This window comes from Ruegeria sp. AI2, assembly GCF_056541275.1.
This window is the reverse complement of record NZ_JBQFYB010000012.1, coordinates 25,795-49,025: the sequence shown is the minus strand read 5'-3', so window position 1 is coordinate 49,025 and position 23,231 is coordinate 25,795. Positions and strand designations below refer to the sequence as shown.

Here is a 23,231-nt window from a genome sequence, read left to right as displayed (position 1 = left end):
CGCCGTCCCGTCTGCTGTTGTTACAGCCGATCCGCGATCTGGTCAGAAGGGCCTGACCAGATCAACATTTTCAGGATTGCTTACACTTCAGCGCGGGCTTTTTCGATTTGTGTGGCCACCCAATGATGAAAACAATGGGTCGGGCCGTCCATCGCGGGCGAGAAACGGCCGCCATCGAATTTCACGCCGTGACGGCCTTTCTGCATGCCTTCAACCACAAAGACGTCTTCCTCGAACACCGTTTTCCACAGTTGCGCATTCTTGGCACGCAGCGCTTCGTGTTCGGGCGCGTCTTCGGGTTTTTTGGCGTAGTAGAGCTCAATCCGTTCGTTCGAACGCTCATGCGTGATCGGATCGATGAGGAAGGCAAAGCCGTGGTCACGCTGAACACCCAGCAGGGTATTCGGGTAAACGACGATATATTCCGCGCCGTCATTCCACTGCTCACTCAGATTCTCGAAATCATCCAGCTTTTCGCCATCGTGACCCTCGAACTGGCGGTAAACATAGGTGCCCTGACCCGAATATTTGCCCAATTCGTTGATGTTGTAGTGGTCTTCCAGACGCGAATAGCTGTTCAGGCCGGGGTGAACCCAGGGCAGGTGATAGCTTTCGCAGTAGTTCTCAACAGCCAGTTTCCAGTTCGAGTTCAACTCAAGGTAAACCGATGCGCCAGCGCCACCGTGATACATCGGTTGATCGAATTCTTTCCAGCGTTCCATCAACTCGCCATGGACATCTTCGAATTCCGGCGCGTCGCCGCTGACATTGACAAAGACAACATCCCGCCAGACATACGAGCGGATGCGGATAAGGCCCAACTCGGCGAAGTCCAGATCCTCATGGGTGTTCTGCCCGGGGCCACCGACATGAGGGGCGGTCCGCAGTTCACCATTCAAGCCGTAGCACCAGCTGTGATAGGGGCAGCGGATCGCGCCGCGGATTTTTTGCGGCTTGTCGACCAAAATCATGCCGCGATGGCGACAGGTGTTCTGGAAAACGCCGATCTGACCGTCGCGATCACGAACCATCAACAGCGGCACACCGAGGAAATTGATCGGATATGCATCTCCCGCCTCTGGAATGTCTTTGCCAAAGCCGATGCCGGACCAGTTCGCAAACAAGACCGCATCCCGTTCTTCGGCAAAAACTGCGGGATCAATATAATGCTCGTTCGGCAGACCCTTTGCGGTGTTTACCGGTGTCAGAACAGACGAAAGCGGTGCGTGCTTGTTCATCGGCCACTCCTGAGTGATTTTGAATGAGTTTATCGCTGCATCCATTGGCGGCTGAGGCCACCCACGTTCAATACTAAAAAACCTAATGGCAAATTGAGGCAGGCTAAACCGAACCTTCAGACAGTTCGTTGAGCAACCAATTCTTGAGAGCCAGCGCCCCTTCCGAAAGCTGATCGTCCGGGCGACCGACAAGATAGAAGTTGTCCGGGGCGGGCAGGCTGAATTCCTCCAGCGCGACGAGTTTCCCCGAAGCCAGCATGGGCTGAACCAGACGTTTCCATCCCAGCGCAAGGCCCGCCCCTTTACGCGCCACCTGAAGGGCAAGCGCATAGCTGTTCACCCGCGATTCCACGGGAACAACTCCAGAAAACCCGAGGTCGTGGAACCAGGATGACCAGGTCGTCCAGGTGCTGTCCTGAGTTTCGAGATGGATCAGCCGCCGCTGCACGAGGTCTTCAAGGCTGGCCCCTTTAAGGTCCGCGGCCATCTGGGGGCTGCAAACGGGTGTCAGGATATCGCGATACAGTTTCGTGTGCGTGAGTTGCGCGTTCGCGTCCCGGCCATAGCGGATGAACAGGTCGATATCCGGCCGGTCCGTGAACGCCTTGTCCTGCGCCATCTGGTTCACTTTCACGTGCGGATAATCCTGCCAGAACCGGATGACAGACGGCGACAGCCAAAGTGCGGCGACTGCAGTGGTTGATCCAACGGTTACGTGGTTCTCGGAATCATTGCTGCGAATCTTTTCAAGTACCTTTGAAATCTGCCGGAACGAAGTGCCGAGTGCCTCAAACAGGTCTTGCCCATCCTCGGTCAGTTCCACGCCGCGGTGTTTTCGGACAAAAAGGGCTGCGCCCAGCTCGCTTTCCAGCGCCTTAATCTGATGACTGACGGCACCAGGCGTCACGGAAAGCTCGCTTGCGGCTTCTTTGAAACTGAGATGCCGAGCGGCGGCTTCAAAGGCCGATAGTGTCGTAAGTGGCGGAAGGTTGTAGTGGCGTCGAGACATGGAGGTTTGTTGGCTTTTGAACTCTGGGTGAGCTCAATTCACCCGAATGTTAGAAATTTTGCAATTGAAATCTATCTTTTTTCCTGTTGTTTGCTGAACGACGCAGAATGTACGCCACGTGAGACCGAACAGGACAAGTGATGGATACTCAAGTTGCCCGCCTTGTGCGAAAAACATCGCTCAGCCCCGACACCTCTGATTTCTGCTTCGAGATCGAAAGCGGGCGCTTCACCAGCCTTGAGCCCGGGGCGCATGTGGACATCCATCTTGAAGACGGTCTGATACGGCAATACTCGCTGTGGAGCTGGAGCCAGGATGGACGCCTGATCAACGTGGCCGTCAAACGCGAAGACGAAGGGCGAGGCGGGTCACTGGCGATGCATGACCTGCAAGAGGGCGTGACCGTGGAAATCGGCGGTCCCCGCAACCATTTCAAACTCGAAAGCCATGATCGGCACGTCACTTTGATCGCTGGCGGTATCGGGGCCACACCATTGGTTGCAATGGCACGTGAGCTGCTGAACCGAGGGCAGGATTTTCGTGTCTACTATCTTGTTCGATCGCAAGAATACGCGGCGATGGATGCGCAATTCCGGGCGCTTGGACTGGATGAATGGTATCATTTGCATTGTGATAACACAGACGGGGTATTCGATCTGAGATCGGTCATGCAATCGATACCGATGGGCGCAGACGTTTATACCTGCGGCCCGGAACCGATGCTGAATGGGGTACTGGAAGCAGGTGCCTTGCTGCGTGGCGGCGCGATACACTTTGAACGGTTCGCCGCCGCGTCGGACATTGAACATGCCCCGAACGCCGATTTCCAGATCGAGATCCAGTCGACCGGCGCGGTCTATCCCGTTGGCAAGGACCAATCTATTCTGGAGGTTTTGCAGGCCAATGGTGTGCAGGTTGATTTCGGCTGCTCCGAAGGGCTTTGCGGAACCTGTATCGTTGATGTCGTTTCCGGCGAAGTTGATCATCGCGACGGTATACTTACTCCGCAAGAGCAGGAAACGCATGAGTTCCTGTGCACATGCGTTTCGCGGGCCAAGTCGGATAAATTGGTATTGAAACTGTAGAAGGAACCACAATCACGCCCTTTACTTGTTCTCGCTAACACATGTTTCGAGTAACCGAGAGCGTCGTTTCGAGTAGCATAAGGGTCGGATTCTTGGGTGAGCTGCCCTAACCTCTGTCATAGGTTTTCCCGAATTGAAGGGCGCAACCACTTCTTGCGAAGCTGCTACCAGGTTCAACGGCAGACAGACTTGCCACAACGAACCAACAGCTTTTGCAAGCGAACACAATCTGGGAGGAAAAGAGCGGTGGGCGATCCCACATGGTGTGTGGTCTTCCCCGTAAGTCTCAGCTGAGTTGCAGTCAACTCGCTGATCGTTTGGTGCATTGGGCATGTTTGTTTACGCCGTCCCGCGCGGTGCACCCCAAGCAGAAATCAAAAGAACAAGAAACGGCGAACACACGGAGGAAAACGCAATATGTCGATACCCGATCCATTCACGGACGTTGAGATAAAGACGGCGGATGCCGGTTTTTATGAAAACTACAGCGTCCCAATTGCCCTGATCAGCAAGGCCATCATGGTTGCGCTGGTTTTGTGGGCACTAGTATTCCCTGCAAATGCAAACGGCACGCTTGGCAGCCTGAACGGGCAGCTGCTTGAGCTTTTCAACAGCTTCTACATTGTCATTGTCGGGTTGTTCCTCGTTTTTCTGGCCGTTGTCGCCGCTATTCCGTCCACGGGTCGCCGTGTGATGGGAACACCCGGTGAAAAGCCCGAGTTTTCGAACTTCTCATGGTTCTCCATGATGTTCGGCGCCGGCCTGGGTGTTGGTCTGATGGTTTTTGCAACCGCAGAACCGTTGGGGCTGTGGGGTTCGAACCCCGAAGTCGTATCCGAGGCGGTCGTTGGAAATACACCCGAAGCACTGCAGTCGGCTTACCGCTATACCTTCTTGCACTACGGGTTTCACGCTTGGGCCATCTATGTGGTGACCGGTTTGTCGCTGGCATATTACGCTTATACCCGCGACATGCCTCTCACCATCCGTTCGGCGCTGACGCCTCTGTTTGGCCGCTTCGTCAATGGCTTCTTCGGCCATGTGGTTGACGTTCTGGGTGTTGTTGCGACGATCCTCGGTGTTTCCGTCACCATCGGCTATGGTGTCAGCCAGTTCATCGACGGGCTTTATGCCATCACCGGTATGGAATGGGTCATGGATCTGGGTGGCGAAGTTCCAACCCCAAGCAAAGTAGGTTTGATCGCCGGTCTGGTCATCATCATGAGTCTGTCGATTATTTCGGCCGTATCAGGCGTTGGTCGTGGTGTTAAATACCTGTCGAACCTGAACCTCGTATTGTCGATCATCCTGTTGGGCACATTTATCGTCTTCGGCTCGTTCGTCTTTGCTATGACCACTTATGGCACTGCAATGGTCGACTATATCCTGCATATCCTGTCGCTCAGCTTTAACGCCTATGGTCCACTGTCAGTTGAAGCCTTCGCTGCGGCTTTGCCTGCCGAAGCACAAGCCCATGCCAATGATTTGATGGGCGGAGCTACCAATGCGTGGGGCAGCTTTGACGGTTTCAAGAGCGGCCTGGAAGGGGCAGCAGCAGAGTTGGATGAAGCAACCCTGGCAGCCGTTTATGCGGCGGGTGAGCAGGGGCGTCAGTTCGGCTGGCAATCGGGTTGGACCACGTTCTACTGGGCCTGGTGGATCGCGTTCTCGCCCTTCGTGGGCCTGTTCCTCGCGCGTATTTCGAAAGGGCGCTCTGTCCGCGAGTTCATCGTAGGCTGTGTGTTCGCCCCGGCTTTGGTGTGCTTTGCATGGATGACTGTTCTGGGTGGAACTGCGATTGATCTGGAACTGGCAGGCGCTGCAGAAGGTGCAATCATCGGCGCATCGAACACCAACAAGCTGTTCGTGACACTATCTTACATGATTGACGGTGGTCTGCTGTCAATGCTGAACGTGATGTGCGTGATCCTGATCATGACATTCCTCGTCACGTCGGCAGACTCGGGCATTCTCGTGATGAACACCATCATGTCGGGTGGCAGCCAGGAGACGGGCATCAAGCACCGCATCATCTGGGGTGTCATCCTGACAGCTGTGATCGGCGCGCTGATCCTCGCAGCCGGTGAAAACAACCCGATGGATGCGCTGCGAAACGCGATGATCATCGGTGCATTGCCCTTTACTGCTGTGATGGGTCTGATGTGTATTGCTCTGGCCAAAGCTTTGTTCCGCGACAGCCAGCGTGACAAACACGCCGCTACAGGTGCACAAGCCGCCGAATAGAGCGAAAGCTTAGCTTATGACTTGATCAGGCCGCCCGGAATTGGGCGGCCTGATTTCATTTTGCGCAGACACTGGCCACGACCCTCAAACAACGGAGAAGTGCTGGCCAGCCCGACCTTGGTGACACACCAAAACCATATCTCAACGAAAAAGCCCCGGTAAAAACCGGGGCTTTTGAGCATCCTGTCGTGAGATTCCTACATGCAGGCTTCCACGGCGCGTTTGGTCATGACCGACACAAGATGCGCCCGGTATTTCTTGCTGCCATGTAAATCAGCGATCATGTTGGCGGGGTTAATCCGAAGGTCCATCAAGGCGTCCGGGCGAAACTCCTTGTTCAGCGCCTGCTCGGCTTCGCTCCAACGGAAGACGCCATCCTCACTTGCCCCGGTCACCGCCACGCGCACGCCGTCCGTGAAACGGGCCAAATATACCCCAACAAGTGCAAACCGCGATGCCGGTTGCAGGAATTTCTGATAGCTTGCCACCTGCGGAACCGGAAAGCGGATCGAGGTGATGATCTCTCCTTCATCCAGGGCTGTGGTGAACATGCCCTGAAAAAAGTCATCTGCCGCAATTTGACGCGCGTTGGTCACCACGGTTGCGCCCGATCCAAGCACACCCGCCGGATAACAGGCTGCCGGGTCATTGTTCGCAACCGAACCACCGATGGTTCCGCGATTGCGCACTGCCGGGTCGCCAATTTGTCCAGCCAATGCCGCCAGCGCGGGATAAGATCCTGCAGCGTCGCGAGCAACGACAGCGTGAGGTGTTGCACCCCCAACAGAGACTGAGCCGTCATCATCAACGCAGACGCCTTGCATCTCGGCAATGCCGCTCACCGACACCAGTTTGGACGGAGCCGCCAATCGCTGTTTCAATGTCGGGATCAGGGTTTGCCCGCCTCCCAACGCCTGCGCATCCTCTGCTGCCAATGCTGCAACCGCGTCAGCAATGGTCGAGGGCTTCTCAAACTCGAAATTGTACATTTCGTTCTTCCTTTCCGAAAGGCGCTGATCCGCCCTTCATCTGGCTATAAATATCCCGGGGAGCGCGAGGGGCTTGCCCCTCGCACCCCAACCTCTCAACCATGCATCGCCGTCCAAACGCGTGACGGGCTCATCGGCATGTCGATATGATCAACAGCCCTTCCACCCGAGTTCAACGCATCCAGCACCGCGTTGACCACCGCAGGCGGCGAGCCGATCGCTCCGGCCTCGCCGCAACCCTTCACGCCCAGCGGATTGTGCGTACAGGGCGTCTGGCTGGAATGATCCACGCCGTAGAACGGGACGTCATCGGCGCGTGGCATCGCGTAGTCCATGAAGGACGCGCTCAGCAATTGGCCGTTCTCATCATAGGCACAGTTCTCCAGCAAGGCCTGACCGATGCCCTGGCCGATACCGCCATGCACTTGTCCGTCAACGATCATTGGATTGACGATATTGCCAAAGTCATCCGCAGCCGTGAACTTCTCGATACTGACCTGACCTGTGTCTGGATCAACCTCGACCTCACAGGCATAAGCCCCTGCCGGGAAAGTAAAGTTGGCCGGGTCATAGAACGCGGTTTCCTCCAGTCCAGGTTCAACTTCCAGCGGATAGTTGTGCGGGACATAAGCCGTGAGGGTCACATCTCCCCAAGCTACAGACTTGTCGGTCCCCGCAACGCTGAACTGACCGTCCTTAAGTTCGATATCCGCCTCGGACGCCTCCAGCAAATGGGCTGCGATCTTTTTGGCCTTGTCGATCACCTTTTCGGTGGCCTTGACCATAGCCGAGCCGCAAACCGCCAGCGAGCGTGAGCCATAGGTGCCCATGCCAAACGGGATCTTCGAGGTATCCCCGTGCACAATCTCAACCATCGACTCATCGATACCGATCATGTCGGCCACCACCTGCGGGAAGGCTGTTTCATGGCCTTGCCCGTGGCTGTGTGCGCCAACCATCACACTGATCGAACCGGTGGCGTTCACCCGAACAGTTGCCGCATCATAAAGACCCGCCCGGGCCCCCAACATGCCAACGATATTCGAGGGCGCGATGCCGCAGGCCTCGATATAGCAGTTGACACCCAAGCCCCGCAGCTTGCCGTTGGCCTCGCTTTTTGCACGACGTGCGGCAAAGCCTGCCAGATCGGCAGCCGCCTCAAGCTTGTCCATTGTCCCGTTATAATCCCCGGTGTCGTAAGTCAGCGCCACCGGCGTGTCATAGGGGAACTGCGTGACAAAGTTCTGGCGACGCAGGGCGATTGGATCGACACCCAACTCGCGCGCGGCCTTGTCTATAACGCGCTCCAGCTGGAAGGTTGCTTCGGGTCGACCAGCACCGCGATAGGCATCCACGGGCACCGTATTTGTGAACATCGCCTTCACATTCACCTGAATGACCGGGGTCTTATAGTTGCCAGCCATCAGCGTCCCGTGCAGCCATGTCGGAACCGAGCTGGAGAAAGTCGACAGATAAGCGCCCAGATTGGCATAGGTGTTGGTCCGCAGGCCGATGAAGTTGTTATCCGCATCCAGAGCCAGCTCAATCGTGCTGACATGGTCACGACCCTGCGCATCCGACATGAACGCCTCGGACCGGCTGGCGGTCCACTTGACGGGGCGGTTGCAGGCCTTGGCGGCAAAAGTGCAGAACGCTTCTTCTGCATAGTGGAAAATCTTGGTGCCAAAACCACCGCCCACATCCGGGGCTACGACGCGGACTTTATGTTCCGGCAGACCCAGAACGAACGCACACATCAACAAGCGGATGACATGCGGGTTCTGCGAAGTGGTATAGAGCGTATATTCATCCGTGCCCCGGCTGTACTCGGCCACAGCCACGCGCGGCTCCATCGGGTTGGCGACCAGCCGGTTGTTCACCAGATCCAAAGTGGTGACATGCGCCGCATTGGCAAAGACGTCGTTCACCTTGGCGTCGTCGGCCTCACCCAGCTGCCAGTCATAGCAGATGTTGTTTTTCAGATCGTCATGAACCAGCGTCGCGCCATCCTGCGCGGCGGATTTCATGTCGATCACGGCGGGCAGTTCCTCGATATCCAGATCAATAGCCTCGGCCGCGTCACGGGCCTGTTCCAGGCTGTCAGCCACCACGGCAGCGATCGGATCACCCACGTGGCGCACCTTGCCCTGTGCCAGAATTGGGTGTGGTGGTTCCTGCATCGGCGCGCCGTGCTTGTCGGTCACTTCCCAGCCACAGGGCATTCCGCCCACGCCTTCAAAGTCTTTGCCGGTGAATACTCTGACCACACCGGGCATACCTTCGGCCGTTGATGTATCTACAGAATTGATCCGACCATGCGCGATGTCGGACCGCAGGAAATATACGTAAGCCTGACCACGTACGTTGATGTCGTCGGTATAGTTGCCTGCTCCGGTCAGAAAGCGGACGTCCTCGCGCCGCTTGGAACTGGCTCCGATGCCACTGTCTTTGGGCATTGCTTGTTCTCCTCCCATAAACGGATGCTGCTGCACCCTTCACTTGTCCCACGGGCGCAACGTTTACGCCCGCAGCGGCATCATTCCGCGGCGATACTGCCGACGTCCTGACCTGAGGCGGCCATGATCGCCTTGACGATATTGTGGTAGCCTGTGCAGCGGCACAGGTTGCCTTCCAGATATTTCCGTATTTCTGCCTCAGATGGGCGCGGGTTGTCTTTCAGCAGCGCTGCGGCGCTCATCACCATACCCGGTGTACAGAACCCGCATTGAAGGCCGTGATGATCCTGAAAGGCTTGCTGGATCACGTTCAGCGAACCGTCCGCATTTGCCTGACCTTCGATTGTGCCAACATCAGCACCGTCGGCTTCGACCGCCAGCATATTGCACGATTTCACGGCCTGACCATTCACATGTACAACGCAGGCGCCGCACTGGGCCGTATCACAGCCGACATGCGTGCCCGTCAATGACAGTTGCTCGCGCAGAAAGCCGGACAGTAATGTCCGGCCCTCAACCTCGCCGCTTACGGCCTTGCCGTTCACGGTCATGGAAATTTTCATGACTTTCTCCTCCCTGAGTTCCAACGGTTCAACCGCCCAATACGCGCTTGAACCAACCTTTTTTTGCTTCGCCGCCTTCACCCTCGGCAGAAGGTTCGGCTTGAACCTGATCCGAGGTTTCCGGATCGGCTGTTTTTTCGGGTTCGACCGCGTTCTGAAAATTTTCAAAGAACCGGTCGGCCATATTTCTGGCGACGCCATCGATGACCCGGCTGCCCAGCTGGGCCAACTTGCCACCGACACGTGCGTCGACGGTATAGGTCAGCAGAGTACCTTCGGGCACATCAGACAAACTGACATCGGCCGCACCCTTGGCAAAACCCGCAGCCCCACCCTTACCTTCACCCGAGAGCTTCACGCTTTCAAGCGTTACGATATCAGAAAGGGTAACGGCCCCTTTGAAGGTCGCTTTTACGGGGCCGACTCTCTGCACCACCGTTGCTTCGAACCCGTCATCGACCGAGCCGGTCATTTCCTGACATCCCGGAACGCATTCTTTCAGAACCTCAGCCGACAAAAGCGCGTCCCAGACCTTGGATCGCGGCGCGGCGATGACGCGGCTGTCACTAAGCTCCATCTCTCTTCTCCAGGTGTTTTTTCTTACGCTACGTGGTGTTTTTCGCCCTGCCTATTAGACCTTGGGTGTAGGTGACGCCGAGCCGATCTTATGTACGACTTTGGGCCAGTAGGCGCAGATTACTTTCATTGTTAGGATTGGGTAAGCTGGGGACAACCTGATTGAAAAAGGCAATACCAAATGCTTGCTGACTCCATTGTAAGGTCTGGCTTCGAGAAAGTGCTGATCGTCGATGACCACCCCCTGTTTTGCGACGCGCTGTCGATGACCTTGCAAAGCGTGGCACAGATCGGCGAAATCCATACCGCGGACCGACTGGAAGGCGCGATGGAACTTCTGTCAGGGGGGCTGAAACCGGACGCGGTCATGCTGGACCTCAACCTGCCGGATGTGGAGGGGCTGGACGGCCTTGTCCGTCTGAAGGCTGCTGCGAATGCCCCGGTTATTGTGGTGTCCTCGATGACGGATAATCGCGTTGTCAGTCAGGTGATTCAGGCAGGCGCATCGGGTTATGTACCCAAGCATAGCCAACGCGATGTGTTTCGCCTGGCATTCGAGACAGTGCATTCCGGCAAAGTTTTCGTGCCCGAAGGGTGCGTTCTGATCAATGTCGAAGAGGATGAACACGCCGACGCGGTCAATCGGCTTGCGACGCTGACAAATCAGCAGGCCCGCATTCTGCAACTGATCTGTGAGGGCAAGCTGAACAAACAGATTGCCTATGACCTGTCCATTGCGGAACCCACGGTCAAAGCGCATGTCACGGCAATCATGCGGAAACTGGGTGTGCAAAGCCGGACGCAAGCCGTTCTGATTGCAAAGAAAGCTTCGTTTGCCAGCGTCTTGCAAGACCAAGGCTAAGCGTCATACTCTCACCACATCGTCGCGCTTTAGGGAGGAGGCTCGATGGACCAAGCAGTCGGGTGGGCGACAGCCCGGACCGGTGCAACAGGCATCGTCAAAACGGCTTTCGTGCGTTACGACACCGGGCAGGCGCTTGGGGTGCTCGAACGTCAATTCGGAGCTGAACCACTTGCGCTGGTGATACTGTTCGTCAGTCCAAATGCGGACGCGGCTGTGGTCATTGCCAAAGCCGAGCAGGTGTTTGCGCCTACGCCGGTGGTTGGCTGCACCACCGCCGGAGAACTTGCAGATAGCGGTTATTGCGAAGACCAGATCGTCGCAATCGGCCTTCCGCAATCCCATTTCGACACGCGTACGGTCCTGGTTTCCGATCTGAACGATTTTGAGGCGGAAAGCATCATCAACGAGATGATCCATAACCGAAATACCATGATGGTCACGGCGCCCGACTGGAGCCATGAATTTACATTCCTGATGATCGACGGATTGTCGACCAAAGAGGATGCGTTGACCTCCGAGTTGGCCGTCGGTTTGGGGCCGGTGCCATTGTTTGGCGGATCGGCCGGTGATGGAACCCGGTTCGGGCGAACCTATGTGCTGCATCAGGGCAAGGCACTGAGCAATGCTGCCATTCTGACCCAGGTTCGTACGCGGTGCCCGATCAAGGTGTTCAAAACCGATCATCTGGTTCCAACGACCCGGCGTATGGTCGTAACCAAGGCGGACCCGGCAAAACGCATCGTTCAGGAGATCAACGCCGAGCCCGCCGCCCGCGAGTACGCCCGTATCCTTGGCAAGGATCCGGAACAACTGACGACATTCACCTTTGCGGCGCACCCCGTTGTTGTGCAGATTGGCGGGCAGCATCACGTCCGCGCGATTCAGCAGGTGGCGGGCAACGGGGACCTCGTCTTTTTCTCGGCCATTGATGAAGGGCTTGTGCTGACGCTGGCCGAACCGAGGGACATGGTCGAGCACCTTGAGGAAGAAATTGGCCTTCTGACTGAGAAACGGCAACCCGACACAATTCTGGGCTGTGATTGCATTCTCCGCCGACTGGAAGCGCAGGAAAAGCAAAAGACCCGCGAAATCTCGGACATTCTGGCCCGCAACCACGTTGTCGGATTTTCAACCTACGGAGAGCAGTACAACTCTATCCATGTGAACCAAACTCTGACGGGTGTTGCGATTTATCCACCCGAGAAAGAGTAACGTATGATCGAGCATCTTACAGATCCCACGGACTCGGTTGACCGCCAGAACGAGAAACTTCGCAAGATTGCCGAAGCGCTAATGCGCCGGGTAGAAGAATCCACCGATGCGTCAGGCGCAGCTTATGCGCAGTTTCAGCGCGCGGCCGTGCTTGAACAAGAGGTCCGCGCCCGGACGAATGATCTGGAGCGTGCCCTTGAATTGCTGAACGATTCCAATGCCAGATTGGCACAGGCGAACAAGGACACCGAAGCCGCACGCGCTGACCTAGCTAATGCAATCGAAACAGTGCAAGAGGGGTTTGCCCTTTTCAATCGCGACGAAAAACTGGTGCTGTGCAACAGCCGTTTTGGTCTGCATATGCCTGACATTCAGGAGCGGCTGAGCCCGGGGCTGAGCTTTGCCGAATATGTTGAATTGGTCAGCCGATCAGGGTTCCTGTCCCTGCCTGAAACGATGACACCGACAGACTGGGCCAAAAGCCGTTTGGACCGGCATACGGACGATCATGTGGTGTTCAATGTCCGGCTTGTTGGCAATCGGTGGTCGCAAGTGTCCGAGCACCGCACACCAGATGGCGGAACTGTTATTCTGCAAACCGATGTGACTGATATCATGCGGATCGAACGGCAGGAACGTGACCGGATTCTGGATGACAAGGCTAGGCTGATCCGCGCGACGCTGGAACATATCGAACAGGGCGTTTGCATTTTTGACAACAAACACCGTCTGATCGGTTGGAACAACCGCGCCAGCGAGTTGCTGGCCATTCCGATCGCACAGTTTCAGATGGGGACCCGGTTTGAATCGCTGTCCAATCGCCTTGGCACGAACATCAAGTTCCAGAAGGGGGTAACGGAAGCCGATCTGCTGGATTGGGTGACGCGGCAAACTTATCGCCGTCCTCTGCAATTTCAGATGCACCGCGGAAGGTCAAAAATTCTTTCGGTGTTTGCGCAGGAAATGCCGGACCGGGGCTTTGTGATATCCTTCACCGATGTAACCGCAGAACGAAAGTCCGCTCAGGCCTTATACGAAGCCAAAGAGCTGTTGGAACAACGCGTAACATCGCGCACAATGGAACTGGCTGACGCGTTGAACGAGGCCGAGCGTGCAAACGCATCCAAGTCGCGATTTGTGGCAGCTGCCAGTCACGATCTGCTGCAACCTCTTTCCGCGGCAAAGCTTTATGTTGCATCTCTGGGCAGCGGCCTGGACAAAGACGACGCAAAGACCGTTGCAGGCAAGGCTGAAAGTGCGCTGAACAGCGTTGAACACATTCTGGAAGCGCTGCTGGATATCTCGAAGCTGGATTCAGGACGGGCCACCGCGCATTTGTCGACCATATCAGTGAGCACGCTGTTTTCGCAGATGGAAGACGCATTTCGCCCGGTGGCGCAGGCAAAAGGGCTTGAGCTGTCATTTTTTGACACGAACGCGCGTGTGACCAGCGACGCCAGCTATTTGCGTCGGATTTTGCAGAACCTGCTGTCGAACGCGATCAGGTATACCGAGACCGGAAAGGTTCTGGTCGGTGTGCGGCGTCGCAAAGGCGCAATTGCCTTGCAAGTCTGGGATACAGGTATCGGTATCGCGTCAGACCAAAGAGACATCGTCTTTCAGGAATTTCAGCGCCTGCATTCTGATGCCAGCGCGGCAGAGGGTATGGGATTGGGCCTTGCAATCGTGGAGCGCGCTTGTGGGCTGTTGCAACATCCGATCCAGCTGTATTCCGAAATAGGCAAAGGCACTGGATTCTCGGTCGAAGTGCCGTTGGCGCAGGAAGAGCAGACCACATCCAGCAGCGTCCCTGCGGCCCACGATCCGGGCGTAAAGGTACTTGGTAACACGGTTGTATTGTTGATTGAGAATGATGAAAACCTTCGTAGTGCACTGACCATGACCATCGAATCCTGGGGGGTCGAGGTTTTGGAGAGCGAAAGCGAAGACGAAGCAATCAATCTTCTTCGTGAAATTGACATTCTGCCCGATGCAATAGTCGCCGATTTTCAGTTGAATCACGATAGAACCGGTGTCGACGCGATACATGCCTTGACGAACGAGTTTGGACCTCTGCCCGGCTGCGTTATTTCGGCCAACCGATCACCTGAACTGGCCAGGCGCTGCAAGCGCGCCAACCTGCCTTTGCTCTACAAACCGCTTGATGCGCAACTTTTGCGGTCAACGCTGGAGTCATCGATTGAACAACGCAACTGAGCAGCACTGGAAACGTGTATGTTTTCAGGCGATTTCTGTCTGTGGGTTGGCACCTGTTCGATGTAGCATCGACAAAACCTCAGCCTTCCAGCCGGCTTTGATCTGCAACGCTAGCTGGGACGGAGGCCGGTGGTTCGGTGACAGGATCGCATATTCATACCTCAACGGTTCACTGAAGGGCAAAAACACGACACGGTCGTTTGAAATGTTCAACTCCCGCTCGGTAACGACTGTCAACGGATCGACAATCGTGCAGCATTGGCCCGATCCGACAAAGGGGATAAGCGGCAGAAAATATTGGCAGGTCACGGTTGGTGTGTAATTCGCCGAGACCACCTGAAACGCTTGTCGCACTTTTTCCTGAAACGGATGCGTGTCATGCAGCCCGCCCATTGGAACTCCGTCAAGATCGGATATCGTAACGGCGCTTTCTTTCGCCAGAGGGTTGTCTCTGTCCAGCGCGCAAAAACAGTCGCCGCTTATGATCTCGGCTGAGAACTGTGGTTGCTTACCTGTCGGATGTTCAAAATCAGCAAACCCGAAATCGATGTTCTGAGTACCCGCCAGTTCCATAATCTGCGGAGAGCTGCGGGTTGAAAGTGTAATTTGTATATCGGGGTTTCCACCAACTGAACGGCTGATGAAATTCGGAAAGGCAAAAGTGGAAGGGCCTGGCATCGCTGCAATATTCAAGCTACCGGAACTCCCTTTAAGAAGTCCGTGCATCGTACTGGAAATCGTAGATAATCTGTCCAGAATACCAGTGGTTTCCGACAATAGGTAGTGTGCTTCCGGTACTGGAATCAAACGGCGCCCTCTTCGTTCGAACAGGATCAGCCCCAAACTTTTTTCTAGGTTCTTGAGCGCAAGGCTGATGGCCGGCTGTGTCCGGTTCAGTTTTTTTGCGGTTTGAGAGATAGAGCCGCTTTCCATCACCTCACGAAAAACAGTCAATTGAGTAAGGTTCATTCCACATCCATAAGCCAAACTTTAATTTAGTTAAATATAACAAATTTGTATTTATGGTAAATCTCCATAGGCTGATTAGATCAGAGTTCGGACAAACCGAATCCAATGATCCAAAACTGGGAGCTTACGATGAGACTGATGAAATGCCTGACAGGTCTGGCTTTGGCAGGCGCTATGGCCGCGCCTGCACTTGCACAGGACCCAACTTTTTTCCGTATTGGCACCGGTGGTGCAGGCGGCACCTATTTTCCGATTGGCGGAACCATCGCAAATGGGATCTCGGCCCCTCCGGGCTCGCGCCCCTGCGAAGAGGGTGGTCAGTGCGGCGTACCCGGCCTGATCGCGATTGCGCAATCAACAACTGCGTCAGTCTTTAACAACGCGGCAGTGGAGAATGGCGAGCTTGAGGCAGGTCTGGCCGCCGCTGATGTCACCCGTTCGATGTATCTGGGCGAAGGCAAGTTCGAAGGCAAGCCGCATCCCAAGCTTCGCATTGTGGCAAACCTGTTCCCAGAGGATCTGCATCTGGTTCTGCCCGCAGGTCAGACCATTGGTGACCTGAGCGATCTCAAAGGCAAGCGCGTGGGTATCGCACAGGCGGGTTCAGGCACACAGGTGGCCGTGCTGCAGATGCTGGATGCATGGGGCGTAAACCGCGATAACATGGACGAAGCAGAGCTGAACAACAGTCAGAGCGCCGAGCGTCTGGCCGATGGGCAGCTGGACGCGTATTTCTACGCAGCTGGCTGGCCGGTCGCCGCTATGGTGCAGTTGTCATCGACCAAAGGTATGAACCTGCACTCGTTCAGTGACGAAGACCTTGCCAAGATCAACGAGATCATTCCGGCCTATATCCCTTCCGCCATACCGGGCGGTGTGTATGAAGGGATTGACACCGAAACCAAGACCCCAGCGGTCAGCGCTATGCTGGTTGTGTCGTCGGACCTGTCCGAAGAACTGGTCTATCAGCTGACCAAAGCACTGTGGAACGACAACACCCGAAAACTGCTGGACAACGGTCACGCCAAAGGCAAGCAGATCACAGCTGACACAGCTTTGGACGGAGTCGAAGCACTGGGTGTCCCGCTGCATCCTGGTGCAGAGAAGTTCTACAAAGAAGCAGGCCTTCTGCAGTAATCGAACCTCATTGAAGCCTGTCGTCGGTGCCCCTGTGCGGGGCACCGCACTCTCCTTACACGCGCAATCAGAGGGCCATCATGTCCGAGACCGAAACACGCGATGACCACGACCTGACAGCCGAAGAACTGGCAGCCATCGAAGAACAGTTCGACGAAGGCGCCGCAGTACGTCAGGTTACACCGAACACGGCCAAGGTTCTGCGGGTTGTTGCCCTGTTATTCGCGTCCTATGAATTCTTCACCGCAGGTTTCGGCTTGCCGGCGGACCACTGGCACATGGGCATTTATCTGGCCCTGTTGTTCATACTGGTTTACGCGACCATTCCGATTGTCGGGGCTAAAAACCTATATGCGCTCAAAATCAGCAGGTTTCGTATTGGGAACGTCCCGCTTTATGACCTGGTATTCATGGCATTTGGCATCATTGCGGCGCTTTACGTTGGATTTGCCTGGCGCGGTATTCCCTTTCTCGGGATCGAGGAACAGACTTTTCGTATGGGTAATCCCAACAATTACGATGTCTTTCTTGGCGTGGTTATCATTCTGCTGGTACTTGACATCGCCCGTCGCACGCTGGGTTGGGTGCTGCCGCTGATTATCTGCGTATTCATCTCTTACGCTCTGCTTGGTCCTTATTTTCCCGGTTTGTTGCAGCATCCCGGTGTAAATTTCAAAACCTTCGTGTCGTCGATGTACTTTCCGCAGGAAGGCATCTACGGCGTCACGCTTTGGGTCGTTTCGACCATAGTCTTCCATTTCGTTTTGTTTGGTGTGATCGCGCAGCGCACCGGGTTGGGACAGTTGTTTATCGACAATGCCACCATTCTGGCGGGTCGCTATACAGGTGGCCCGGCCAAGGTGTCAGTCGTTTCATCGGCATTCTTTGGAACGATCTCGGGGTCCTCGGTCGCCAACACGGTTTCAACCGGCGCGCTAACCATCCCGAACATGAAACGCCTGGGTTATCCGGGCCATTTCGCGGGCGGGGTCGAGGCCGCTTCCTCGGCGGGCGGCCAGATTACCCCGCCCATCATGGGGGCAGCGGCCTTTATCATGGCCGAGTTCCTGGAGGTGCCTTACACCACTATTGTCATTGCGGCGATCTTCCCGGCGCTGCTGCACTACGTGGGTGTCTTTGCAGTTGTGCATCTGATGGCGCGCAAGCTGAACCTGAAGGGTCTGACGAAAGAGCAATTACCGCAGCTTAAAGCTGTCTGGGCTGAAGGTTGGGCCAATATCGTGCCCCTGATTGGCCTGCTGGTGGTGCTGTTTACCGGTTACACGCCATTCATGTCGGCCTTCTGCGGCATATCGCTGGCGGTGATCGCGGGTATGTCGCGTATCAAGCAGCCACCAACGCTGATTTACGCGGCGGCGTTTCTGGCCTTTGTGTTGTGGAAATTCTCGGATGGCGGGTTCGACCTGACAATGACCGCGATACTCTGCGCGCTGTCTGTGACTGCCACACTGAACCCACAAAAACGTATCGAAGTGCCCGAGATGCTGGCTGCTGTCGAACTGGGCGTAAAATACTCGCTGGCGGTGGGTGCCGCTGCCGCCGCTGTCGGTATTGTTGTGGGTGTGATCAACACCACCGGTATCGGCTTTCGTATCGGATTTATGGTCACGCAAGGGGCAGGCAATCTGGCGGCGGATCTTTATAATATGATCTCGTTCGGCAGCTTCCAGCTGTTTGCAATCGAAGACCTGCAACTGTTCATCTCACTGATCTTCATCGCTGTCGTCTGCATTTTGATGGGGGCGGGTATTCCGACCACAGCGCTTTACATCATGCTGGTTTCTGTCGCGCAGCCCGCGCTGGCACAGTTGGGTGTTCCGCCCATCGCAAGCCACCTGTTCGTGCTTTACTACGGTGTGGTATCCGAAATTACACCTCCGGTCTGTACCTCGGCTTATGCGGCAGCTGCGATCGCCAACTCAAATCCGTTCCGCACCGGGCTGTCCGCGTTTACGCTCGGGTTGGGCAAGGTGATAGCACCGATGGCATTCGTCTATGCGCCGGTTTTGTTGTTCGTGTCCTCCACAGGGTTTGATTTTTGGGAATTCACATATACTGCGGCAAGCTGCATAGCGGGGGTCATCGCTCTGTCCGCGGCGGTCGTCGGCTATTGGCTGCAACCGCTCAACGTATTGTCTCGTATTCTGATGGCCTTTGCCGGGATCATCTTCGTGGCACCCACGTTAACGGCTGACCTGATCGCGCTGGCAGTGGCGTCACCCGTGATTGTTGCGCAGTTGATCGCCCGCACCCGAACTCAAGCAACGGCCTGACATGTCTGAACGTGTTACCATAATCGGCGCCGGGATCGTCGGCATCTGCTGCGCGCTGTCATTGCAGGAACGTGGCAAAACCGTGCGGTTGATTGACCGGGGAGAGCCCGGGCAGGAGACCTCATTCGGTAATGCCGGTGTGGTCTCGCCATGGTCAGTGATCCCCCAAGCGGTTCCCGGTATCTGGAAGGCAATCCCCCGGATGCTGCTGGACCCCAAAAGCGCCTTGTCCGTCAGGGCCTCGTTCTGGCCGAGGATGGTCCCTTGGGGCCTGAGGTTTTTGAAAGCATCTGATGAACGATCGGTCCGCCGAATCTCGGATGCGATGGAGCTTCTTTGCAGACCGTCGATAGAGTTGTATCGACGTCATTTGCAGAACACTGGTTATGAAGACCTGATAGTCGCTTCCAACTACATCCATGCTTTCCGCCACCCGAATCAAGCTGACCTGAAGGCGCTGGGATATCTGATCCGACAGGAGAAAGGTGGGCAACTCGAGAGGATCGACGGCCCAGAGTTGCGCCGAATTGAACCCGCTCTATCCGGGGATTTTGAAGCAGCGATCCTTATCAAATGTCAGGCACGGATTACATCACCCGGTCAGGTTGGCGCGGTTCTGGCCGAAAAAGCGCGCCAACAAGGCGCTGAGTTTATTCGGGCCGAAGTTCGAAAACTGAACCGAACCGACGAGGGGCGGTGGCATCTGACAACCCAGACCGATACGCTTCAGGCTGATACAGTCATATTGGCTGCAGGTGTGTGGTCTGCCGAGCTTTTGAAACCTTTGGGTCTGTCTGTGCCGCTGGCTGCTGAACGCGGGTACCATGTTCAGTTCCCCGCACCTTTGGCGAGCCTTCAGAATTCGGTCATGGATGTGGATGCCAAAGTGGTTGCCAGTTCGATGCAGGGTGGGCTGCGTGTGGCAGGCACCGCCGAGTTTGCGCGTGTAGATGCCCCGCCCGATCCACGAAAACAGGCGTTACTGACGCGACAAGCCAAGGCAATGATACCGGATCTTAATACCGCCGACACGCAATTCTGGATGGGGCGCCGCCCATCGTTTCCAGACAGCTTGCCTGCCATCGGGCCGATTGACGGACATCAGGGATTGTTCAGCGCTTTCGGTCATTCCCACTATGGCCTGATGATGGCGCCTAAAACCGGAGAGCTTGTGGCCGATCTGGTAGCTGGACAGCGTCTGAACATCAGTCTGGACCCATTTGCCTTGTCGCGGTTTTAAAACACGCGAAGCGACTTCTCGAGAAGGATCACAACGTCATGCCGATCTACCCAGGTGGACAGAATATCTGCGGGGCATCCATCGGAGTTTTGTGCCTGGAAAGCTATTTCCCCAAACCTCCGGGCCATATCAAAAACCCATCGAGTCTTCCGTTCCCGGTGCTGTATGAGATGATTGAAGGCGTCACAGTACCAAAGCTGCTGAACAACCCGACACCAGAGTTGCTGGAGCCCTTCATCAAAGGCGCGCAGAGGCTTGAATCCGAAGGTGTGCGGGCCATCACTGGCAGTTGCGGGTTTCTTGCATTGTTCCAGAAAGAGCTGGCCGAAGCCGTGTCCGTGCCCGTTTTTGCCTCAAGCCTGATTCAGGTGCCGCTGGCTTATTACATGACCGGTGCCAGTGCACCGGTAGGAGTGATAACCGCCGATTCCTCGGCGCTGACGCAACGCCATTTCGATGGAGTTGGGGCAGGGGACATCCCCGTAGCTGTGCAGGGTCTTGAGAACACGACCGAGTTCGCCGAAGTCATCCTGCGCAATACGCGCACCCGAATGGATACCGATCTGATTGAGGCTGAAGTTCTGAATGCTGTACGCAAACTGAAACGCGATACACCGGAAATCCGTTCGCTGGTACTGGAATGCACCGATCTACCGCCTTACGCGGCCTCAATTCAGAAGGAATTGAGCCTGCCGGTTTATGATCTGGTGACCTTGGCACATATGGCCCATTCGGTAAGCACGCGTAGCCCGTATCGCGGACTTATGCCGTGGGTTTGATGTGGACACTGCCTGGCGTGCTGACTTGATGAACAGCCAAACTGAAACGGCCTGACTGCGGAGTGAACCAAGGGTCTTCCCCTTGCCGAAACGGCTGGTTAAGAAGTTCTTCCACCGTCGCTTCAGGAGGCACCATTGGACCGTATCGCCCGCACTATCGCCACCGAGATTAAGGCACGTTCCGAGCAGGTCGGTGCCGCGATCAAGCTACTGGACGAAGGAGCAACCGTGCCTTTTGTCGCCCGATACCGGAAAGAAGCAACCGGAGGATTGGACGACACCCAATTGCGCCTGCTGTCTGAGCGGCTGACTTATCTGCGCGAGCTTGAAGCGCGGCGTGAAACCATTCTGAACTCGATCAAGGATCAGGGCAAACTGACCGACGATCTGAGTAAATCCATTGCGCGCGCGGAAACCAAAGCGCAGTTGGAAGACATTTATCTGCCGTATAAGCCAAAACGGCGCACCAAGGCGATGATTGCACGCGAAAATGGGCTTGAACCTTTGGTTGACGCTATTCTGGCGGACCGCAACTGCGACCCTGAAATATTAGCCGCGGCGTACCTCACCGAGGCGGTAACAACGACCCGGGATGCTTTGAACGGTGCGCGGGATATTTTGACCGAGCGGTTGACAGAAAACGCCGCACTGCTGGGCGAATTGCGCAGTTTCATGCAGCACGAGGCTCTGCTCAGCGCAAAGATCATAGAAGGCAAGGAAAAGGACGGCGCCAAGTTCAGTGACTACTTTGACCATTCCGAATTGTGGGCGGACGTGCCGTCACATCGGGCATTGGCGATGCTGCGGGCATCCAAAGAGGGCATCGTCACGCTGGATATCGCGCCAGAACCGGAATTTGGTGCCGCGCGGGCCGAGACGATTGTCGCCGCCCATCTACAGACACGTGGCACTGGGCTAGCAGACGTGTGGTTGCGCAAAGTCGCGGGCTGGACTTGGCGGGTGAAACTTTCGCTCTCAATGATGGTCGAACTGATGGCTGACCTGCGCAGCCGGGCGCAGGACGAAGCCATTCAGGTCTTCTCGCGAAACCTCAAGGATCTGCTGTTTGCCGCACCGGCAGGTGCCAAGGCGACCTTGGGCCTGGATCCGGGCATTCGTACGGGCGTAAAGGCTGCTGTTGTTGATGCAACCGGCAAGGTTGTCGCCACTGATACGTTGTACCCGTTTCAGCCGAAGAATGATCTGCGAGGTGCACAGGCCAGTATCCTCAATCTGATATCTGCTCATCAGATCGAACTGATCGCAATCGGGAACGGGACGGCCAGCCGTGAAACCGAAAGGTTGGTTGCAGACACTCTTGCACTTCTACCTAAGACGTTGAAAGCACCAACAAAAGTGGTGGTGTCAGAAGCTGGCGCTTCGGTTTATTCCGCATCTGAACTGGCTGCGCGCGAATTTCCGGATCTGGATGTCTCGCTACGTGGCGCGGTCTCGATTGCGCGCCGATTGCAGGACCCCTTGGCCGAGCTGGTTAAAATCGAACCGAAATCCATTGGTGTTGGCCAGTATCAGCATGATGTGGATCAGCATCGCCTGTCACAGTCGCTGGATTCCGCGATCGAGGATGTGGTGAATGCTGTCGGGGTTGATCTGAACACCGCATCTGCCCCTTTACTGTCACGCGTGTCTGGTCTGGGTCCGGCGCAGGCCGAAGCGATTGTCACCCACCGTGACCTGAATGGGCCCTTCCTATCGCGGAAGGATTTGCTGTCAGTCGCCCGCCTTGGACCACGTGCGTTCGAACAATGCGCCGGTTTCCTGCGCATCAGGGACGGTTCAGAGCCTTTAGATGCGTCTTCAGTGCACCCCGAAGCCTATGACATTGTGCGCCGGGTCGTTGCCGCCTGCGGTCGCGATATCCGGCACATCATGGGCCATGATGGCGCGTTAAAGGGGTTGCGGGCGGAACAATTTGTAACTCAGGATTTCGGCCTGCCGACGGTTAGGGACATCTTTGCCGAACTGGAAAAGCCCGGTCGCGACCCCCGCCCCAGTTTTGTCACCGCATCTTTCACCGATGGCATCGAAGAAATCACCGATCTGAAACCCGGAATGGTTTTGGAAGGCACAGTCACCAACGTCGCCGCCTTCGGCGCTTTTGTGGATATCGGCGTGCATCAGGATGGGCTTGTTCATGTCAGCCAGCTGGCGGACCGGTTTGTCAAAGATCCGCATGACGTGGTTAAAACCGGGCAGGTGGTTAAAGTACGTGTCGTCGATGTTGATGTCGCGAGAAAGCGCATTGGGTTGACCATGCGAAAACAAGGGGGTGGAGGAAACCGTCGCGGAGGATGAAGTGAACTTTGCTTCGGAACCCGTGTTTGACAGCTTCAGCTT

17 protein-coding genes are annotated in these 23,231 nt (G+C 56.0%); 10 read left to right on the top strand and 7 right to left on the bottom strand.

Going from position 1 to position 23,231, the window contains the following annotated elements:
* Window positions 1-80 precede the first annotated feature (80 nt).
* Both ACR0LL_RS17095 and ACR0LL_RS17090 read right to left on the bottom strand, forming a co-directional pair.
* A complete protein-coding gene (locus tag ACR0LL_RS17095; RefSeq protein ID WP_267367492.1) occupies window positions 81-1,238 on the bottom strand; it encodes an aromatic ring-hydroxylating oxygenase subunit alpha in 1,158 nt (385 codons plus the stop codon).
* Between the two features lie 103 nt (window positions 1,239-1,341).
* Window positions 1,342-2,247: a LysR substrate-binding domain-containing protein gene (locus ACR0LL_RS17090; protein WP_480484326.1), complete on the bottom strand. Its 906-nt coding sequence runs from the start codon at window positions 2,245-2,247 to the stop codon at window positions 1,342-1,344.
* A gap of 140 nt (window positions 2,248-2,387) precedes the next feature.
* Between ACR0LL_RS17090 and ACR0LL_RS17085 the strand changes: the two genes are divergently transcribed.
* Together ACR0LL_RS17085 and ACR0LL_RS17080 are read left to right on the top strand one after the other, a co-directional pair.
* Window positions 2,388-3,332 (top strand): PDR/VanB family oxidoreductase, encoded by a 945-nt coding sequence (locus ACR0LL_RS17085; protein ID WP_480588453.1) that lies wholly within the window; start codon window positions 2,388-2,390, stop codon window positions 3,330-3,332.
* A 417-nt stretch (window positions 3,333-3,749) separates the two neighbouring features.
* Complete coding sequence (locus ACR0LL_RS17080) at window positions 3,750-5,576, top strand: BCCT family transporter (RefSeq protein WP_267366082.1); 1,827 nt, start codon at window positions 3,750-3,752, stop codon at window positions 5,574-5,576.
* Window positions 5,577-5,773: 197 nt separating this feature from the next.
* Here ACR0LL_RS17080 and ACR0LL_RS17075 read toward each other — a convergent pair whose 3' ends face one another.
* The 4 genes from ACR0LL_RS17075 to ACR0LL_RS17060 all read right to left on the bottom strand — a co-directional run bounded on the left by ACR0LL_RS17075 (window position 5,774) and on the right by ACR0LL_RS17060 (window position 10,161).
* Window positions 5,774-6,565: an FAD binding domain-containing protein gene (locus ACR0LL_RS17075; RefSeq protein WP_480588451.1), complete on the bottom strand. Its 792-nt coding sequence runs from the start codon at window positions 6,563-6,565 to the stop codon at window positions 5,774-5,776.
* Window positions 6,566-6,660: 95 nt separating this feature from the next.
* On the bottom strand, window positions 6,661-9,021 hold the full coding sequence (locus ACR0LL_RS17070) for a xanthine dehydrogenase family protein molybdopterin-binding subunit (protein WP_480588450.1): 2,361 nt from the start codon (window positions 9,019-9,021) through the stop codon (window positions 6,661-6,663).
* 80 nt (window positions 9,022-9,101) lie between these two features.
* The gene (locus tag ACR0LL_RS17065; protein ID WP_209507073.1) at window positions 9,102-9,584 is read right to left on the bottom strand and encodes a (2Fe-2S)-binding protein; all 483 of its coding nucleotides are present in this window, start codon (window positions 9,582-9,584) and stop codon (window positions 9,102-9,104) included.
* Between the two features lie 28 nt (window positions 9,585-9,612).
* Window positions 9,613-10,161, bottom strand: coding sequence for an SRPBCC family protein (locus tag ACR0LL_RS17060; protein WP_480588449.1), 549 nt, complete (start codon window positions 10,159-10,161; stop codon window positions 9,613-9,615).
* 180 nt (window positions 10,162-10,341) lie between these two features.
* Here ACR0LL_RS17060 and ACR0LL_RS17055 point away from each other — a divergent pair, with 180 nt between their 5' ends.
* From ACR0LL_RS17055 to ACR0LL_RS17045, 3 genes are read left to right on the top strand one after another with little or no spacing between them, the layout of a single operon-like run.
* Window positions 10,342-11,022, top strand: a complete 681-nt coding sequence (locus tag ACR0LL_RS17055; protein WP_267367519.1) for a response regulator — start codon at window positions 10,342-10,344, stop codon at window positions 11,020-11,022.
* A gap of 45 nt (window positions 11,023-11,067) precedes the next feature.
* Complete coding sequence (locus tag ACR0LL_RS17050) at window positions 11,068-12,237, top strand: FIST N-terminal domain-containing protein (RefSeq protein ID WP_480588447.1); 1,170 nt, start codon at window positions 11,068-11,070, stop codon at window positions 12,235-12,237.
* Window positions 12,238-12,240: 3 nt separating this feature from the next.
* The gene (locus ACR0LL_RS17045; RefSeq protein WP_480588445.1) at window positions 12,241-14,454 is read left to right on the top strand and encodes a hybrid sensor histidine kinase/response regulator; all 2,214 of its coding nucleotides are present in this window, start codon (window positions 12,241-12,243) and stop codon (window positions 14,452-14,454) included.
* A 24-nt stretch (window positions 14,455-14,478) separates the two neighbouring features.
* On the opposite strand, the gene ACR0LL_RS17040 is transcribed toward ACR0LL_RS17045, so the two are convergent.
* A complete protein-coding gene (locus ACR0LL_RS17040) occupies window positions 14,479-15,423 on the bottom strand; it encodes a LysR family transcriptional regulator (RefSeq protein ID WP_480588443.1) in 945 nt (314 codons plus the stop codon).
* A 129-nt stretch (window positions 15,424-15,552) separates the two neighbouring features.
* On the opposite strand from ACR0LL_RS17040, the gene ACR0LL_RS17035 reads away from it, so the two are divergent.
* The 5 genes from ACR0LL_RS17035 (at window position 15,553) to ACR0LL_RS17015 (ending at window position 23,189) form a co-directional block, all read left to right on the top strand.
* Complete coding sequence (locus ACR0LL_RS17035; protein ID WP_480484336.1) at window positions 15,553-16,560, top strand: TAXI family TRAP transporter solute-binding subunit; 1,008 nt, start codon at window positions 15,553-15,555, stop codon at window positions 16,558-16,560.
* Window positions 16,561-16,640: 80 nt separating this feature from the next.
* Entirely contained in the window at window positions 16,641-18,854 is a 2,214-nt protein-coding gene (locus ACR0LL_RS17030; protein WP_480588441.1) for a TRAP transporter permease, read from the top strand.
* A 1-nt stretch (window position 18,855) separates the two neighbouring features.
* Window positions 18,856-20,094, top strand: a complete 1,239-nt coding sequence (locus tag ACR0LL_RS17025) for an NAD(P)/FAD-dependent oxidoreductase (protein WP_480588439.1) — start codon at window positions 18,856-18,858, stop codon at window positions 20,092-20,094.
* Between the two features lie 38 nt (window positions 20,095-20,132).
* On the top strand, window positions 20,133-20,873 hold the full coding sequence (locus tag ACR0LL_RS17020) for an aspartate/glutamate racemase family protein (protein WP_480484339.1): 741 nt from the start codon (window positions 20,133-20,135) through the stop codon (window positions 20,871-20,873).
* A gap of 135 nt (window positions 20,874-21,008) precedes the next feature.
* Window positions 21,009-23,189 carry a Tex family protein gene (locus tag ACR0LL_RS17015; protein ID WP_480588437.1) on the top strand — a complete coding sequence of 727 codons (2,181 nt, stop codon included), beginning with the start codon at window positions 21,009-21,011 and terminating at the stop codon, window positions 23,187-23,189.
* The last annotated feature ends 42 nt before the right edge of the window (window positions 23,190-23,231 follow it).